Origin of the sequence: Naumannella cuiyingiana (assembly GCF_013408305.1) — a bacterium.
Taxonomy (GTDB): Bacteria; Actinomycetota; Actinomycetes; order Propionibacteriales; family Propionibacteriaceae; genus Naumannella; species Naumannella cuiyingiana.
Map to the genome: position 1 here is coordinate 571258 of NZ_JACBZS010000001.1, position 17584 is coordinate 588841.

Consider the following 17584-nt stretch of genomic DNA (forward strand, 5'->3'; position numbering starts at 1 on the left):
CGCGGCGAGGGCGGTGCGGCCCAGTCACCGGAAGTCCCGCGAGCGGGTCCGCGTGCTGAGCACGAGCTCGGTCAACCGATCGGCGTAGAGATTGGTCACACCGTGCTCGGAGCGCTCCAGGATGCCGCGGATGATCATCGCCGAGGCGGTGCGCGCCACCTTGCGGTGCTGCTGCCAGCACCCGGGGGTGACGATCACGTTCAGCAGGCCGCCCTCGTCCTCGATGTTGAGGAAGGTGATTCCGCTCGCCGTCATCGGCCGCTGCCGGTGGGTGACCACCCCACCCACCTCGATCCGGCGGCCGGGCTCCACCTGCCCCAACAGCTCGATCGGCAGCACCCCGCGCTCGGTCAGCTCCTCTCGGCAGTGCCGCATCGGGTGATCGTCGGGGCTGATCCCGGTGGCCCGCAGATCGTGGCCCAGCAGCTCCATCGCCGTCGGCTCCGGCAGCAGTGGCGGCTGGCTCGCGACACCGATCTCCAACTGACCGGGCGCGGTCCCCGCCACCAGTCCCGACCCCCACAGCGCTGCTCGGCGCGATCCCCCCAGACCGTCCAGCGCCCCGGACAGCGACAGTGACTCCAGTTGCGCCGCATCGAGGCGAACCCGCCTGGCCAGGTCGGCGATGTCGGTGAAGGGCCCGCCGAGCTCGCGTTCGGCCACGATCCGCTCTGCCACCTCCACCCCGATCAGGTTGATCTCGGCCAGCCCGAGCCGCACGGCGTACCCGCCGTCGCGGCGGTGCTCCGCGGCATCGTCTCGCGCTGCGGGATCGAACTCGCCGATCTCGGACTGGTCGTGATCGCGCAGGCAGTCGGGATTGGTCCCGGCCGCATCCGGCCCGCCGCGGCCGCTCTCGCGTTCCGGGCCGGTCTCGCGCTCCGGGCCGGTCTCGCGTTCCAGGCCGGCCTGCACTCCGGAGCGGGCCAGGTCGGGCCCGCGGACGCTCACGCCGTGTCGGCGCGCATCGCCGACCAGCGTCGCGCCCGAGTAGAAGCCCATCGGCTGCGAGCGCAACAAGGCGGCGAGGAAGGCCGCCGGATAGTGCAGCTTGAGCCAGGAGCTGGCATAGACCAGCACGGCGAAGCTCAACGCATGGGATTCGGCGAAGCCGAAGTTCGCGAAGGCCTCGATCTGGGTGTAGATCTCATCGGCAAGCTCGCCGTCGATGCCGTTGCCGGCCATCCCGGCGTACAGCTTCTCGCGCAGCTCGTCGATCCGCTCCACCCCGCGCTTGGACCCCATCGCCCGGCGCAACAGGTCGGCATCGGCCAGCGTGCACCCGCCGACCGTGGTGGCCATCTGGATCAGTTGCTCCTGGAACAACGGCACGCCGAGGGTACGCTCCAGCACCGGCTCGAGCAGCGGATGCGGACAGGTCACCGCCTCCGCCCCGGTCCGCCGCCGGATGTAGGGATGCACCGCGCCGCCCTGGATCGGGCCCGGCCGGATCAGGGCGATCTCGACCGCCAGGTCGTAGAACGATCGCGGCCGCAGCCGCGGCAGCGTACCGAGCTGGGCGCGCGACTCGACCTGGAAGACCCCGATCGCGTCGGCCCGGCACAACATGTCGTAGACGCCGGGCTCGTTGCGGGGAAGGGTCTCGATCCGCCACCGCTCCCCCAGGTGCTCGGCGACGAGATCGAAGGTGTGCTGCAGCGCCGCCAGCATCCCGAGCCCGAGCAGGTCGAACTTCACCAGCCCCATCCAGGCACAGTCGTCCTTGTCCCACTGCAGCACCGTCCGGTCCGTCATCCGGGCCGGTTCGACCGGGCAGACCTCCGAGACCGGCCGCTCGGTGAGCACCATCCCGCCCGAATGGATGCCGAGGTGGCGCGGGAAGGTCAACAACTGTTCGGCCAGCTCGGTCACCTGCCGCGGGATGTCGTGGCCGGTCTCGGCGAAATCCGGGCCCCAGCGCTCCACCTGCTTGGACCAGGCGTCCTGCTGGCCGGTGCTGTAGCCGAGCGCCTTCGCCATGTCGCGGATCGCGTTCTTCGGCCGATAGGTGATCACATTGCAGACCTGGGCGGCATTGCGCCGGCCGTAGCGGCGGTAGACGTACTGGATCACCTCCTCGCGCCGGCCCGCGTCGAAATCGACGTCGATGTCCGGCTCCTCGTCGCGCAGCGCGGAGAGGAACCGCTCGAACGGCAGCCGGTAGAACACCGAATCGATCACCGTGATCCCGAGCACGTAGCAGACCGCGGACGCCGCCGCGGAACCCCTGCCCTGACAAAGAATGCCGCGCTCGCGGGCGAAGCCGACGATGTCGTGCACGATCAGGAAGTAGCCGGCAAACCCCTTGGCCTCGATCACCGCCAGCTCCTCCTCCACCCGGCGGGCGGCCGGATGGTCGGGATCGCCGGCCACCCCGGGATAGCGCTCGGGCAGGCGCCGTGCCACCAGCTCGCGCAGCCAGCTCATCGGGCTGTGGCCGGCCGGTACCTCGGTCTGCGGCAGCCTCGGCCGCGCGGTGCGCAGCACGAAACCGAGATCGTCGGCGATCTCGACGCTGCGCTCGACCGCGCCGAGGTGGCGGGCGAACCGCGCCGCCATCTCCGCGCCGCTGCGCAGGTGGGCCCCCGGGGTGCCGGGCAGCCAGCCGTCCAGCTCGGTCAGGCTGGACCTGGCTCGCACCGCCGCCAGCGCGCTGGCCAGCCGATAGCGCTCGGGGGTGGCGTGGTGGGCGGCCGTGGTCGCCACCGTCGGCAGTCGGTGCGTCGCGGCCAGCGCGGCGAGTTGATCATTGCGCGCGCTGTCGTCCGGCAGCCCGTGATCGGTCAGCTCGACCACCACATTGCCGCGGCCGAACAGCTCGACCAGTCGGGACAGCTCCGCCCCGGCCGCGCGCTCGCCGCCGCGCGCCAGCGCCCGGCGTACCCGGCCCTTGCGGCATCCGGTCAGCACCAGCCAGTGCCCGCCGGCCCGGGCGGCAAGATCATCGAGATCGTGCAGCGGGCGTCCCTTCTCCGCCCCCTCGCGCAGGTAGCCGTCGGTCAGGGCCAGCGACAGCCGCCGATAGCCCTCCGCGCGCCGGGCGAGCACCAGCAGGTGCTCGTCGTCGGGGTCGGGTACGCCGGTGCGCTCCGGCGGGGTGAGCGAGAGCTCGGCGCCGAAGACGGTGATCAGATCCCCGTACGCCTGCGCCGCCTCCGCCATCCGGACCGCGCCGTAGAGGCCGTCGTGATCGGTCAGCGCGAGCCCGTGCAGGCCGAGCCGGTGCGCCTCGGTGGCGAGCTCCTCCGGCGGCGAGGCGCCGTCGAGGAAGCTGTAGGCGGAGTGGGCGTGCAGCTCGGCATAGGGCACCCCGCCGGTCGGCGGCGCGACGCCGCGGGCGGGGCGGAAGGCCGGACGCTTGTGCGAGCGCGGCCGGTCATCGGGCGGCCACGCCCGTCCGGACGGCTCGGGCGGCCACGCCCGTCCGGACGGCTCGGGCGGCCACGCCCGTCCGGATGGTTCGGGCGGCCACGGCCGCCCGGAGAGCTTCGCCTCCAGCTCCGACCAGGTGACCGGCGGGTTCTGCCAGCCCATCAGTCCTGCCCTCCCGGGTTCATCAGTACGCCGCCTCGATCCAGCAGGCGCCGGCGACCAGCACCAGCAGCCACGCCTGCTGGGCGGCGTCGACGACCTGGAAGCGGTCCGCCCGGGCCCCGCGGGCGTCCTCGCCGGTCTCCCACCAGCGCTCGTCCAGCGGCCAGGGACCGGCCCAGGCGAGCAGCGGCCGCGGCGCCGCCCGGGGCGCGAGCAGCAGCGCGGCCGGGTCGGCGCTCGGGCCACCCCGCTCGTCGACGGTGACGGGTACGCCGGCGCGGTCCAGCAGCTTGGCGGGCGCCAGCCGCTGCAGCACCCGGGCCGGTGCCGGCCCGGGAACGCGCCCCGGCCACGGCTGGTCCAGCCGACGCTCGCGGACCGGCGGGGGCGCCGTGCCGAACGGCACCCGCAACCGGCGGTCCTTGAGCAACCGGCCGCCGCGCGGCACCAGGGTCGCCACCTCCCGGTAGCCCAGCCGCTCCTGCAGATCGGTCAGCACCTTGATCACCCGCGGCTCGGGCCGATCGCCGAAGAGACCCCGGGCGGCGAGCTCCGGGCTGCCCACCCCGACCGGGATCACCTGCACCCCCACGACCGGATCGGCGTCCCCGCCCGTCTCCAGGTCCTCCGCGGGTGGCCCGCTCGCGGCGAGGTCGGCAAGCTGCCAGCGCAGCCGGTTGGCCAGCTCGCCGGCGTCGAACTGCCACGGGTGTCGCCACAGCCGGTCGTCGCGGCGGCGCTCGGTGCGGACCCGGAGCCGCACCTCGGTGAGGGCGAGCGAGTCGGCGGCCAGCTCGGCGAACAGGGCATCGATCGCCGGCCGGCAGGTCGCGACCACCTCCTCAGCGAGTGCGGCATCCAGGTCGATCTCGACGCTGCGGTCGCTCGCCGGGTTGCGCGGGGTGAGCGCGGCGAGGTCCTCCCCGGACGCGAGCCGGTGGGTGTGCCGGCCGGCCGCGCCGAACCGGGCGTGCGCATCGGCTCGGGGCAGCTCGGCGTAGCGGCCCAGGGTGCGGATGCCCAGTTGCTGCAACTGCCGCGCGAGCAGGGGCTCGCCGAGACACTCCACGCCGAGCCCGGCCAGGAACCGGGCGGACTCCCCCGGCGGGACCACCGCCCATCGGCGGGCCCGCTCGGCGGCCCGCTCGGCGCAGAACAGGCCGTCGGCGACCGCCGCGCTCGGGCGGCAGTCGGGGGTCGCAAAGGCGTCCAGACGACCCAGCAGCACCCGGGCCGCGGCCTCCTCCCCGCCGTAGAAGCGGGCCGGGCCGCGGGCCCGGACGGCGGCCACGCCGGGCCGGACCAGATGCACATCGGGGGCGACCTCGGCCATCGCCCGCAGCACCGGCTCGAAGGCGGCCGCCTCGGCCTCGGGATCGTGGGCGCACAGCACGGCGGCCGGGCAGCGCAACTGTGCCTCGCGCACCCGCAGTCCGACCGTCACCCCCTCCGCGGCCGCCACCGGGCAGCGGGCGAGCACCTTGCCGGCATCGATCACGATCAACGGCGCCTCGGCGGCGGGGTCACCGGCGGCGAACGCGAGCCGGACCGCCTGCAACGGCCAGTCGGCGAACCGGGCCAGCAGCACCCGGACCGGTTGCGGGACCAGCGGGGCGTACCCCGAAGCCTGCCTGGCCATGATCAACTCCCCCGGCGGACGACGATCCGGTGCCGGCGGGTGCGGTGGCGCTCGGTGACCTCGATCAGCAGCCGCTGCGCGGTGAGGTGGCCGTGGCCGACGCCGAGGCCGGACCAGCCCTCCACATCGGCCCGGATCCGGGAGCGGGAGCGCGGCCAGTCGCCGGCGACGACCAGGGCTGCGTCGCGGTGGCGCAGGCGGGCGGCCAGCCGCTGCGCCGAGGCGTCGGAAACCCGGTCCGGCGGCGCGGCGAGCACGACGTCGGCGATCTCGACCAGCTCCGCGACGACCCCCCACCAGTCGGCGCCCGGACGGGGGACGGTGATCATCTTCTCGGTGGCGACGCCCCACTCCACGGCCGCCTCCACGCCGAGATCGCCCAACCCGACCACCGCCGACCAGTCGGCGCCGGCGAGCAGCCCGAGACCGACCGACAGCGCCCCGTCGAAGGCGTGCACCCCGGGCTGCAGCCCGCCGGGGAACAGCGGCCGCAGGTCTGCATGCACCGCCCGCCCGACCGGCACCGGGGCGAGCCCGAGCCGGTCCCGCAGCCCGGTGAGCAGGGCACCGGGCCGGCTCCGGTCGGCATGGTCTGGGGCGGACACCGATTCAGTATCGAACATGCGTTCGAGTCAAGCAAGGCGGTCCGACAATGACCCCCGGTCCGACAACGACCCCGATCGCGGCCGGACGGTCAGCGGCGTTTGCTCAGCGCCCGCGCGCCGGGCGGCACCTGGCGGGAGCGGTCGGGCCGATAGCCCGCCTTGCGATACATCCGCAGGTTGTCCGAGCTCCGCTCCCCCGTGAACAACCAGAGCTCGCCCGCGTCCTCCGGGGCGAGGGATTCGATCCGCTCCAGCAGCCAGCGGCCGATCCCGCGACCCTGCAGGTCGGGTGCGACCATCACCCGGCCGATCTCGAACGCCCCGTCCTCGCCCATCCGGCCGCGGGCCGAGCCGATCAGCCGGCCGTGGTCGCGCAGCACCAGCGTGGTCCAGTTCCGCAGGTCGGCGGCCAACTCGGCCGGCGTCTCGTGCAGCACCGGGATGTCGAGACGCTCGTTGGCCAGCGCCTCGCTCACCCAGCACGCCTTGGTCAGCGTGAACAGCTCGGCGACATCCCCGGGCTCGGCGAGGCGCAACTCGGCGTCCTCGAGGCCCGGAACAGTCAATCCCTGCGAGGGATGCAGCAGATCGGGGCGGGTCCGCGCCGTCCTGATCATGGACTGTTCGGTACGCCAGCGCGTGATCGCGCCATGATCACCGCCGAGCAGCACCGCGGGCACCTCACGGCCCCGCCAGAGCGGCGGCTTGGTGTAGACGGGATACTCCAGCAGTCCGTCGCTGTGTGACTCCTCGACCAGCGACTCGGGATTGCCGACCACCCCGGGCAGCAGCCGGCCCACGGCCTCGGTCACGGCCAGCGCCGCCACCTCGCCGCCGTTCAGCACATAGTCGCCGAGGCTGAAGGGGATCACCTCGGCCCGCTCGGCGTACTCGTCGATCACCCGCTGGTCGATCCCCTCGTAGCGCCCGCAGGCGAAGATCAACCACGGACGCTCGGCCAGCTCGTGTGCCAGCCGCTGGTCGAAGGGCCGCCCCGCGGGGGTCGGCACCAGCAGCGTCGGGCGTACCCCCGAATCCCCGGATTCCATGATCGAATCCAGCGCCTCACCCCACGGTTCGGGACGCATCACCATCCCCGCGCCACCGCCGTAGGGCGTACCGTCCACCGTCCGGTGCCGATCATGGGTGAACGCCCGCAGATCGTGCACCCCGAGATCGATCACCCCGTCGCGGACCGCCTTGCCCAGCAGCGACAGCCGCAACGGCGCCAGGTACTCGGGGAAGATCGAGACGATGTCGATACGCACCCTGCGATCCTGCCAGACCGATCCGTCGCGGCGCCCCCGCTGGTGCACAGCCAGGCGGGCCCGATGCGGCCGGACGGCGGGCCGGCGGGCGTCACTCCCGGGCCGCCCGATTCACCGCCGAGGTGACGGCCCTGAGCGAGGCCGTGACGATATTGGCGTCGATTCCCACACCCCAGACCACCTGGGAGGACTCGCCCTCGCCGACCTCGCACTCGACATAGGCCGCCGCCTGCGCGTCGCCGCCCGCGGACAGCGCGTGCTCGGCATAGTCGTGCACCTGGACCCGGTATCCGAGGCCGGAGATCGCGTCCACGAAGGCCGACACCGGGCCGTTGCCCTCGCCGCTGATCCTGCGCTCCTCGCCGTCGTCGATCACGGTCGCCGTCACCGAGTCCTGCCGCCCCGAGCCCGACTCGCTGGTCACGTCGACCAGTTGCAGCGGAACGTTGTCCTCCAGGTACTCCCCGGCGAAGATCTTCCACAACACCTGCGGCTCGACCTCCCCGCCCTCGCCGTCGGTGTGCTCCTGGACCACCCGGGAGAACTCGATCTGCAGCCGGCGCGGCAGGTCGAGCTGGTGCTCGGCCTTCATGATGTAGGCCATCCCGCCCTTGCCGGACTGCGAGTTCACGCGGATCACGGCCTCATAGGTACGCCCGACATCACGCGGGTCGATCGGCAGATAGGGCGCCTCCCAGGCGATCTCGGAGACGTCGATGCCCTGCTCGGCAGCGCGCCGCTCGAGGTCTTCCAGCCCCTTCTTGATCGCGTCCTGGTGCGAGCCCGAGAACGCGGTGTAGACCAGATCGCCCGCATAGGGATGCCGCGGATGCACCGGCAGGTTCGTGCAGTATTCGACGGTACGCCGGATCTCGTCGATGTCGGAGAAGTCGATCTCGGGGTCGATCCCCTGGCTGAACAGGTTCATGCCCAGGGTGACCAGATCGACATTGCCGGTCCGCTCACCGTGCCCGAACAGGCAACCCTCGACCCGGTCCGCGCCCGCCATCAGCCCCAGCTCGGTCGCCGCGACCGCCGTGCCCCGGTCGTTGTGCGGGTGCAGCGAGACGCAGGCGTACTCGCGGTTGTCGATGTTGCGGCCGAAGTACTCGATCTGGTCGGCATAGGTGTTCGGCGTGGACATCTCGACCGTCGCCGGCAGGTTCAGGATGATCTCGCGCCCCTCGCCCGGCTCCCACACCTCCATCACGGCATTGCACACCTCGACCGCGTAGTCGGTGGGCGTCTGGGTGAAGATCTCCGGGGAGTACTGGTAGCCGAACTCGGTGTCGGCCAGCAGCTCCTCGGCGTACTTGCGCACCAGCTCGGTGCCCCGGGTGGCCAGCGCGATGCACTCGTCGGCGTCGATCTTGAAGACCACCCGGCGGAACAGCTCGGCCGTCGCGTTGTACAGATGGACATTCGCCCGCTTCGCCCCGACCAGCGACTGCACGGTGCGCTCGATCAGGTCCTCGCGGGCCTGGGTCAGCACGGACACGGTCACGTCGTCGGGGATCGCGTCGGACGTGATCAACTCGCGAACGAAGTCGAAGTCGGTCTGCGAGGCCGACGGGAAGCCGATCTCGATCTCCTTGTAGCCCATGCCGACCAGCAGCTCGAAGATCCGCCGCTTGCGCCCCGGCGTCATCGGGTCGATCAGCGCCTGGTTGCCGTCGCGCAGGTCGGTGGACAGCCAGCGCGGGGCGGCGGTGATCTTGTTCGCGGGCCAGGTGCGGTCGGGTACGTCGACGGGCTCGAAGGCGGTGTAGCGGCCGAAGGGCATCGGGCTCGGCTGCTGGACCGGGCGCGGTTGGGTCCGGGTGCCGAAGCGGTTGGGGGTGGTGGTCATCGATGGGTTCCTCACTATCGGGTTGGTTCACCCGGCGGCGCACAGCGACTCCGCAGCGAGGGAGCCACCGGTCTAACGGGCCCCGCTGCGGCGAGTGAGGAGGAGAATCCGGCCTGCCACGATCGGTGACACTACGCCATCGATGCATCCGGGTGAAGGGTGGGTCTCAGTCGGCGAGCCGGGCCATCGCAGCGTCGGCCCGGCGCGTCGCGCGCCGGCCGGCCCGCTGTTCGGCCGCATCGAGCCGGCCGAGGACGGCGGCAGCGGCCGAACTGCGGGGGTGGTCGCGGACCAGCTCGGCCAGCAGGCGCCGCGCGGCGGCAGCGTCCCGGGCCTCGCCGAGGTGGTCCTGCACCCGTTCCGCCCGGCGGGCGAGCTTGTGCCGCCCCGTTGCCTCGGCGGCGTAGCGGGCCCGCCTGGCGGCCTTGCGGACCCGATGCCGGGCGTCGTCGCGCTCTGCCGGGGGCGCCTGTGCGGCGGCCGCGATCCGTTTCCGCACCCGGGCCCGGTACGCCCTGGCCGGCGCCGGCCCGGCGTCCTCGGGCGGGTCGTGCTCGAGCGCCGCCAGCAGTGCGGCGTACCGCCGACCGCGCAGGGCCCGGTCGGCGCGGCGCAGGCCAACGGCCAGGTCGGCCTCCAGCCGCGCGCCGAGCAGTCGTCGCGCCGGCGCGGGGTCCAGGGGGCCGGCATCGGGGTCCTCGGCCTCGGCGGCGAGCCGGGCGGCGAGGCGTTCGCGCAGCACTTGGGCGTCTCGCGCCGGGCCGAGTTCGCGGCCGAGCCAGCGCAGCTCGTCGATCAGGTCCGGGCGCTCCTCACGCAGCCGCCGCGCGCTGGTGCGCAGGTCGTGGATGCCCTCGGGATCGCCGTCGCGGTACGCCCGGTCGGCCGCCCGCAGCCTCGTTGCCGCCTCCATCGGGTCATTGTGCACGGCCAGCCCGGTCGATCCGGGTCGATTCACCGCAGAACGCGATCTCCGAGCCCACCCGGGCGCCGCCCTAGGGTGGGACCATGCCCCGCACCCCGCGCGCGAGCGCGCTCGCCCTCGACCTCGGGGCAGTGCGGCGACCGGAGGCGCTGGTGGACGCGATCATGCGCGAGATCGCCCGCGGCCGGCTCGGGCCGGGCGACCCGCTGCCGTCGACGCGGGCGCTGGCGGCCCGACTCGGGGTGTCACGCGCGGGCGTCGTGTCCGCCTACGAGGCACTGGCGGCCTCCGGCGTGATCGACGTCCGCGCGGGATCCGGTGCCACGGTCGCGATCGAACCGCAGGCCGCCGCCGCGCTGACCGAACCCGCCCTGGCGGTGCGCCGCCGGGAGCGGCTCGAGCCGCCGCCCGGGAGTCGGCGGCGGCCCGAGCTGACGGGCATCCGGCACAACCTGCTGCCGGGCGCGCCGGACCCGCGGCTGGTCGATGTCCGCGACTGGCGGCGCGCGTGGCGCCGCGCCACGCAGGGCGTACCGCCCGTGCTCGCCTACTGGCCCGCCGAACATCCCGAGCTGGCGGCCGCGCTCGCCACCCAGCTTCGGCGTACCCGACAGATCGCGACGCCGCCGGAGGAGATCGTGATCTTCCCCGGCGTGAACGCGGCGGTCCAGGCCGTGCTGGCGGCGCTGCGGCCACATCTCGCCGCGATCGAGGATCCCGGCTATCCGGCGGTCCGAGCCGCCCTGGCGCCGGCGGTGGAACAGTTGCGGATGATCGGCGTCGATGAACACGGGCTGCGGACCGACGAGCTGACCGACGAGGACCTGGTCTATGTCACGCCGGCGCACCAGTTCCCGCTCGGCGCCCGGATGTCGACGGCCCGCCGGGAGGCGTTGCTGCGCTGGGCCGAGCGGAGATCGGCGGTGATCATCGAGGACGACTTCGACGGCGAGTACCGGCACGAGTCCGCACCGCTCGGGCCGTTGCGCTCGACCGCCCGCGGCGCCGACTGCGTGATCTACATCGGCACGGCGTCGAAGATCCTCACCCCGCACCTGCGGCTGGCCTGGGCCGTGCTGCCTACCTGGCTGGCCGACGCGGTCCGGGCAGCCGCGGTCACGCTGCGCGCCGACGCCAGCCGGCTGGCCAGCCTGGCGCTGGCGGAGCTGATCAACTCCGGCGCGCTCACCCGCCATCTCGCCCGCGCCCAGCGCACCTATGCCGCGCGCCGCCGGCGGCTGGTCGAGGCGCTGGCCACGCGATTGCCCGATCTGCACGTGATCGGGGTCGATGCCGGGATCCACGTCGCCGCACTGCTGCCGGACGCGATCGACGATGCCGAGGTCGCGGCCCGCTGCCTGGCGCGCGGCGTCGCGGTGGCGGCCCTGTCGGACCATGCGGTACGCCATCGGCGCAGCGGGCTGTTGCTCGGGTACGCCCAGCTCGCCGAGACGGCTGCCGCCGACGCCGTCGAGCGGATCGCCGCCGCGCTGGAATCGGCGGGTACGCCGGGCAGCGCCTAGGCTCGGCGCCATGACACCGCGCAGCCTGTTCCGGACCGTGGCGATTGCGGAGGCGATCACCTGGACGCTGTTGATCATCGGACTGGTGCTGCGCGGGCTCGGGGTGACCGATCTCGGCGTGCGGATCGGCGGCGGCGTGCACGGGTTCGCGTTCTTGTGCTACGTCTGCTCGACCGTCTTCGTGGGCCTGAACCAGCGCTGGCGTGCCGGGACCCTGGCGCTCGGCATCGGCGCGGCCTTCGTGCCCTGGCTGACCATCCCCTTCGAGCGTTGGCTGGAGCGCCGCGATGATCTTGCCGGCGGCTGGCGGACCGGCGGGGATGCCGGCCGCTTCCGAACCTGGGTGATCGGTCACCCGGTCCCGGCGCTGTTGATCACGTTGGTCGGGGTGGCCGCGGTGTTCGGCTTCCTGCTCTGGCTCGGGCCACCGTCGGGCTGGTCGACCCGCTTCGGCTGAGTTCGGCGAATCAGCTCACCTGCGATGCGGCGATCCGCTCGCGCAGCCCGGCGATGATCATCGCCAGGCCGAAGTCCATCAGCACCTGGGGATCGGCGCCGGCATAGGCCGTCGCCGCGGCCTCACCGACCCGGGAGGCGAGCGGATAGTCCCCGGCGCGTGCGGCCATCGCCGCACCCAGCGCGGGCCCGAGACGCTCGGCCCACTCCCGGCGGGTGTGCTCGCCCCATTCCTCGGCGGTCATCGCGCGCTGCTTCGGATCGGATCGCTCGGCGAGATACCAGCTCGCCGATGCGGTGACGTGGCTGTTCACCAGGGCTATCGCCGAGTCCATGTCGACATCGGTCAGGCCGATCCCCTCGACCGCGCCCAGCTCGTGCTCGTACTTGCCGACCAGGCCGGGACCCATCGCCTGACCACCGGGCTCGGCCTGGGCCCGCCAGGGATGCCGCATGATCGACTTCCAGTTGCGCTCGGCGACGAAGCGCAGCCGGTCCGGCCACTCGCCCGCATCGCGGGGCAGGCGGCCGTCGGCATAGATCTCGCCGAGCACGGCGTCGTTCATCAGCGCCCACAGCTCCGGTTTGCCGGGCACGTGGGTGTAGAGCGACATGGTGCCGACGCCGAGGATCTCGGCGACGGCACGCATCGTCACCGCTCCGGCGCCATGCACATCGGCCAGCCCGACCGCCGCGCTGGTGATCGCGCCGATGCTCAGCCCGGTCCGGCTGGCGCGGTCCCGCGGTCGCCACATCAGCGGGATCAGGCGGGCCTGATCGGGCGCGGGATCCGGGGTCATGGGGCCATCGTGCCATCGGCGGCCAGCAGCTCGAGGCACTCGGCCAGGTGCCGCGCGCCCGTGATCATGGCCCGCGACCGCTCGAACAAGACCTCGCGTCGTCGCTCCAGCGTCGCCTGCAGCGCCGGCGTACCGCCCGCCCGGCGGAGCTCGGCGATCACCGGGGAGATCGCGTCGAACAGGTAACCCGACCGGCGCAGCAGTTGCACCGCCCGGGCATCGCGCACATCGCCCGGGTCATAGCGCCGATACCCGGTCCCTCGCTCGCGCGCGGGCGACAGCAGACCCGCCGACTCCCACACCCGCAGGGCGGAGGTACGCACCCCGAGGCGGCGGGCGAGGTCGCCGATCGCGAGCGAGTTGTCGTCCGGCACCTGACCGGCCCCCGCCGGGTCGGCCGCGAGTGCCGCCAGCGCGTCGGCGAGCTCGGCCAGGGCCACCCGCTCGTCGTGCAGCGCCCCGTGCCCCGCGTCGATCCGCTCCAGCACCGCCGCGATCTCGCCGCGCCACAGCGGGACGAGCGCCGCCACCGCACCACTCGCACCCATCCCGCCCGCGAGTGCCGTGTAGGCACGCAGCGCGGCCAGGTGTTGCGGGCCGTAGCGACGGTGCCCGCCCGCGCTGCGCCGGGCCGGGGGCAGCACGCCGAGGTCCTCCAGCCGGCGTACCTGCTGGGTCGAGACGCCGGCGGCGCGCGCCAGTTCGATCGGCCGGACCGCACCTCCGACTCCACCCGGCATGAAACCTCTCCCCCAACGATCGCGCGCCCATCAAGAACTCGACGCTCCGAAATTTACACATGCACTTCAATGATAGATTTGAATTACCGAAATCCCGCAGGAACCCAGCGACCCAGCGTCGCCCGACAGCTCTTGAATTGATCCGTACAATGTACGGTATCCTGTACACCCCCTCCATTCGACAGGAGTGTCATGTCCCGATCCGCCGTGCCCCGATCCGTCACCCCTCGATCCGTCGGCCCCGAGCCGGACATCGCGATCCGCACCGAACAACTCACCAAGACCTATCCCGGGAAGCGCCGGCAGGCGCCGGTGACCGCCCTGGCCGGCCTCGACCTGATCGTCCCGGCGGGCACGGTGCACGGCCTGCTCGGCCACAACGGGGCCGGCAAGTCCACCACCGTGCGGATCCTCGCGACTCTGCTGTCCCCGACCTCGGGCAGCGCCCGCGTCGCCGGGCATGACGTGGGGGCCGACCCGGCCGCGGTCCGGTCGTCGATCGGTCTGGTCGGGCAGTACGCCGCGGTCGACGAACCGCTGACCGGCCGCGACAACCTGCTGCTGTTCGGCCGCCTGGCCGGCCTCTCGCCCGCCGGGGCCCGCGCCCGCGCCGGCGAGCTGCTGGAGCAGTTCCGGCTGACCGAGGCGGCAGCACGCCCGGTCTCCGGTTACTCCGGCGGCATGCGACGCCGGCTGGACCTGGCGGCCAGCCTGCTGACCACCCCGCCCGTGCTGTTCGTCGACGAGCCGACCACCGGGCTCGATCCGGCCGGTCGCCGCGACGTCTGGTCCGCGGTCGCCGAGCTGGCGCAGGCCGGCACCACCGTGCTGTTGACCACCCAGTACCTCGAGGAGGCCGATCGGCTCGCCGACGCGATCACCATCCTGCGCGATGGCGCCGTGGCCGCGGAGGGTACGCCGGACCAGCTCAAGGCCGAACTCGGCGGCGACCGCGCCGAGATCACCTTCACCGACCCCGAGATCACGGATCGGGCGCTCGCCGCGCTTGCCCACGCCGAGCGCGGCGACGAGCCCGGCGTGGTGCGGGTGCCGATCGCCGACTCCACGCGCGACCTGATCCGGATCTGCAGCACCCTCGACGCCGAGCGGCTCGAACCCGACACCCTCCAGTTGCGCCACGCCACCCTCGACGACGTCTTCCTCACCCACACCGCCAGCGAAGGAGCCGCCCGATGATCTCCGACACCCTCGTGATGACCCGCCGCACGATGATGTACTGGCGGACCAATCCCATGCAGTTGATCATGGCCGCCGCGTTCCCGCTGCTGATGTTGTTGATGATGGGCGGCATGTTCGGCGGCGCGATCGCCGGGGACGTGGTCACCTACCTGAACCCCCTGCTGCCGGGGTTGTTGACCATGACCACCTTCTTCGGTCTGTCCACGACCATGTACATCGTCGTCAATGACGCGGAGAAGGGCGTCACCGACCGGTTCCGGTCGCTGCCGATCAACGCCTCGTCGATCATCGGCGGCCGGGTGCTCGCCGACCTGTTGCTGATCACCATCAGCCTGGTCGTGATGAGCGTCGTCGGGGTGCTCTTCGGCTGGCGACCGGGCGCGCCCTGGTGGTCGATGCTGGCGGCGTACGGCCTGCTGTTGCTGCTCGGGCTCGCGGTGACCTGGCTCGGTATCGGGATCGCCCTGCGCGGCGGCGAGGGTGTGGTGCAGGCCAGCTATGTGCTGGTCTGGCCGTTCGTCTTCGTCTCCTCGATCTTCGTGGATCCGGCGACGATGCCGGCCTGGCTGGGCGCGATCGCGGCCTGGAATCCGCTGTCGGCGACGGCGAACGCGGTGCGGGTGCTGACCGGCTCCCCGGTCTGGTCGGACGCCTCGCTCCCGGCCACCCACCCGGTGCTGTTCTCGGTTGCCTGGTCGCTGCTGATCCTGGCGATCGCCGTGCCGCTGACCGCGCGCGCCTACCGCGGGCTGTCGCGCTGACGGGCCGGGTCCGCGCCGCCGGTCAGGCGGCGCGGGCCCGGAATCCTCGCAGCCGCTGGCTGTTGGCCACGACGAACACCGAGGAGAAGGCCATCGCCGCCCCGGCCAGCATCGGGTTCAGCAGCCCGGCGGCCGCCAGCGGCAGAGCTGCGACGTTGTAGGCGAAGGCCCAGAACAGGTTCGTCCGGATCGTGCCCAGCGTCCGGCGGGACAGCCGGATCGCGTCGGCCGCCGCGCGCAGGTCGCCGCGGACCAGCGTCAGGTCGGAGGCCTCGATGGCGGCATCGGTGCCGGTGCCCATCGCCAGGCCGAGGTCCGCGCGGGCGAGCGCCGCCGCGTCGTTCACCCCGTCGCCGACCATCGCGACCGAGCGGCCCTCGTCCTGCAGCCGGCGCACGGCATCGACCTTGCCCGCCGGCAGCACCTGCGCGATCACCCGCTCGGGGTCGATCCCGACCTCGGCCGCCACGGCCGCCGCCACCTCGGCACTGTCACCGGTGAGCAGCACCGGGGTCAGGCCCAGCGCACGGAACTGGGCGATGGCGTCAGCCGAGGTGGGTCGGACCGCGTCGGCCACGACGAGCACCCCGCGCGGCCGGCCGTTCCAGCCGACCACGACCGCCGTCCGTCCGCGCCGGCCCGCTGCCCGCACCGCCTCGGTCAGCTCGTCGGCCAGCGGCGCCTCGGCGATCATCCCGGGCCGGCCCACGGTGACCTCGCGGGCGTCCCCGTGCTCGCGGACCTCGCCGCGCACCCCGAGACCCGCCAGACTGGAGAAACCGTGCACGGCGGGCAGGTCGCCGAACCGCTCGACGGCAGTGGCGGCGATCGCCCGGGCGATCGGATGCTCGGAGGCATCCTCCACCGCACCGGCCAGCCGCAACACCTCATCGGGGTCCTCGCCGTCGGCGGCGATCACGTCGAGCAGCGCCATCCGTCCGGTGGTCACGGTGCCGGTCTTGTCCAGCACGACGGTGTCCACCCGGCGGGTGGTCTCGAGCACCTCGGGCCCCTTGATCAGGATGCCGAGCTGGGCACCGCGACCGGTGCCGATCATCAGCGCCATCGGCGTGGCCAGGCCGAGCGCGCACGGGCAGGCGACGATCAGCACCGCCACGGCGGCGGTGAAGGCCGTCGTCAGCGACCCGCCCGTCCCGACCCAGAAACCGAAAGTGGCCAGGGCGAGCAGGACCACGATCGGGACGAAGATGCCCGAGACCTTGTCGGCCAGCCGCTGGGCCGCGGTCTTTCCGGTCTGCGCGTCCTCGACCAGCCGCGCCATCTGCGCGAGCTGGGTGTCCGCGCCGACCCGGGTCGCCTCGACCACCAGCCGACCGCCCGCGTTCACGGTCGCGCCGACCACGGCATCGCCGGGACCGACCTCCACGGGCACGGACTCGCCGGTGATCATCGAGGCATCGACGGCCGAGGCGCCCTCGACGATCTCGCCGTCGGTGGCGATCTTCTCGCCCGGCCGGACGACGAACCGATCGCCGACGGCGAGCTGCTCGACGCCGATCCGGAGCTCGCGACCGTCGCGCAGGACAGAGACCTCCTTGACGCCGAGCTCGAGCAGCGCCCGCAGGGCGGTGCCGGCGCGGCGCTTCGAGCGCGCCTCGAAGTAGCGGCCGAGCAGGATGAAGGTGATCACGCCCGCGCCGACCTCGAGATAGATGTTGTCGGCGCCGTCCCCGCGGGCGACCGTCAGCTCGAACGAGTGGGTCATCCCGGGTATCCCGGCGGTGCCGAGGAGGAGCGCGTACAACGACCACAACAATGCAGCGCTGGTGCCCATGGAGATCAGCGTGTCCATCGTCGCCGTGCCGTGCCGCAGGTTGGCCCAGGCCGCCTTGTGGAACGGCCAGCCGCCCCAGACGATCACCGGCGCGGCCAGCGTCAGCGAGAGCCACTGCCAGTAGGTGAACTGCAATGCCGGGATCATCGCCATCGCGATCACCGGGAGGCTGAGCAGCGCGCAGATGATCACCCGGTCGCGCAGCGCGCGGACCGGCGCGTCCTCGTCGGCGCCGGGGGTGTCGTCGGCGCGGTCGCGACGCGCCAGGCGCGCGGTGTAGCCGGCCTGCCGCACGGCCGTGATCAACGCGCGCGGATCGAGGCCCGCGTCATGGCTGACCTTCGCCTTCTCCGTCGCGTAGTTCACCGTCGCACTGACGCCGTCGAGCCGGTTCAGCCGGCGCTCGATCCGGTTGGCGCACGACGCGCAGGTCATGCCTCCGATCACGAGCTCGACCTCGGCCCGTGGAGCGCGGGTCAGCTCGCCCGG

The 17584-nt window shown here is 73.0% G+C and carries 13 protein-coding genes; 4 read left to right on the forward strand and 9 right to left on the reverse strand.

The genetic code is table 11. The features are described from left to right. Positions 1-24: 24 nt before the first annotated feature. From GGQ54_RS02535 to GGQ54_RS02560, 6 genes are all read right to left on the reverse strand, one after another. Positions 25-3534: an error-prone DNA polymerase gene (locus GGQ54_RS02535; protein ID WP_179443955.1), complete on the reverse strand. Its 3510-nt coding sequence runs from the start codon at positions 3532-3534 to the stop codon at positions 25-27. 22 nt (positions 3535-3556) lie between these two features. Next, a complete protein-coding gene (locus GGQ54_RS02540) occupies positions 3557-5173 on the reverse strand; it encodes a Y-family DNA polymerase (RefSeq protein ID WP_179443956.1) in 1617 nt (538 codons plus the stop codon). Positions 5174-5175: 2 nt separating this feature from the next. Then, a complete protein-coding gene (locus GGQ54_RS02545; RefSeq protein WP_343045833.1) occupies positions 5176-5778 on the reverse strand; it encodes a hypothetical protein in 603 nt (200 codons plus the stop codon). Between the two features lie 89 nt (positions 5779-5867). Beyond that, complete coding sequence (trmD, locus tag GGQ54_RS02550; protein ID WP_179443957.1) at positions 5868-7046, reverse strand: tRNA (guanosine(37)-N1)-methyltransferase TrmD; 1179 nt, start codon at positions 7044-7046, stop codon at positions 5868-5870. 91 nt (positions 7047-7137) lie between these two features. Then, the gene (gene leuA, locus GGQ54_RS02555; protein WP_179443958.1) at positions 7138-8895 is read right to left on the reverse strand and encodes a 2-isopropylmalate synthase; all 1758 of its coding nucleotides are present in this window, start codon (positions 8893-8895) and stop codon (positions 7138-7140) included. A 166-nt stretch (positions 8896-9061) separates the two neighbouring features. Next, entirely contained in the window at positions 9062-9853 is a 792-nt protein-coding gene (locus GGQ54_RS02560; RefSeq protein ID WP_179443959.1) for a CHAD domain-containing protein, read from the reverse strand. A gap of 50 nt (positions 9854-9903) precedes the next feature. Here GGQ54_RS02560 and pdxR point away from each other — a divergent pair, with 50 nt between their 5' ends. Continuing rightward, on the forward strand, positions 9904-11343 hold the full coding sequence (gene pdxR / locus GGQ54_RS02565) for a MocR-like pyridoxine biosynthesis transcription factor PdxR (protein ID WP_179443960.1): 1440 nt from the start codon (positions 9904-9906) through the stop codon (positions 11341-11343). A gap of 10 nt (positions 11344-11353) precedes the next feature. Beyond that, a complete protein-coding gene (locus GGQ54_RS02570) occupies positions 11354-11800 on the forward strand; it encodes a DUF3817 domain-containing protein (RefSeq protein ID WP_179443961.1) in 447 nt (148 codons plus the stop codon). 10 nt (positions 11801-11810) lie between these two features. On the opposite strand, the gene GGQ54_RS02575 is transcribed toward GGQ54_RS02570, so the two are convergent. Both GGQ54_RS02575 and GGQ54_RS02580 read right to left on the reverse strand, forming a co-directional pair. Beyond that, entirely contained in the window at positions 11811-12599 is a 789-nt protein-coding gene (locus GGQ54_RS02575) for a TetR/AcrR family transcriptional regulator (protein ID WP_179443962.1), read from the reverse strand. Further along, on the reverse strand, positions 12596-13339 hold the full coding sequence (locus tag GGQ54_RS02580) for a MerR family transcriptional regulator (RefSeq protein ID WP_179443963.1): 744 nt from the start codon (positions 13337-13339) through the stop codon (positions 12596-12598). Before GGQ54_RS02580 ends, GGQ54_RS02575 begins: the two co-directional genes overlap by 4 nt. 192 nt (positions 13340-13531) lie before the next feature. On the opposite strand from GGQ54_RS02580, the gene GGQ54_RS02585 reads away from it, so the two are divergent. Together GGQ54_RS02585 and GGQ54_RS02590 are read left to right on the forward strand one after the other, a co-directional pair. After that, positions 13532-14536: an ATP-binding cassette domain-containing protein gene (locus GGQ54_RS02585; protein WP_179443964.1), complete on the forward strand. Its 1005-nt coding sequence runs from the start codon at positions 13532-13534 to the stop codon at positions 14534-14536. Further along, on the forward strand, positions 14533-15300 hold the full coding sequence (locus tag GGQ54_RS02590) for an ABC transporter permease (RefSeq protein WP_179443965.1): 768 nt from the start codon (positions 14533-14535) through the stop codon (positions 15298-15300). The genes GGQ54_RS02585 and GGQ54_RS02590 overlap by 4 nt, the downstream gene beginning before the upstream one ends. A 22-nt stretch (positions 15301-15322) precedes the next feature. Here the strand turns inward: GGQ54_RS02590 and GGQ54_RS02595 are convergent, their stop codons facing one another. Further along, positions 15323-17530 (reverse strand): heavy metal translocating P-type ATPase, encoded by a 2208-nt coding sequence (locus GGQ54_RS02595; protein ID WP_179446385.1) that lies wholly within the window; start codon positions 17528-17530, stop codon positions 15323-15325. Positions 17531-17584 lie beyond the last annotated feature (54 nt).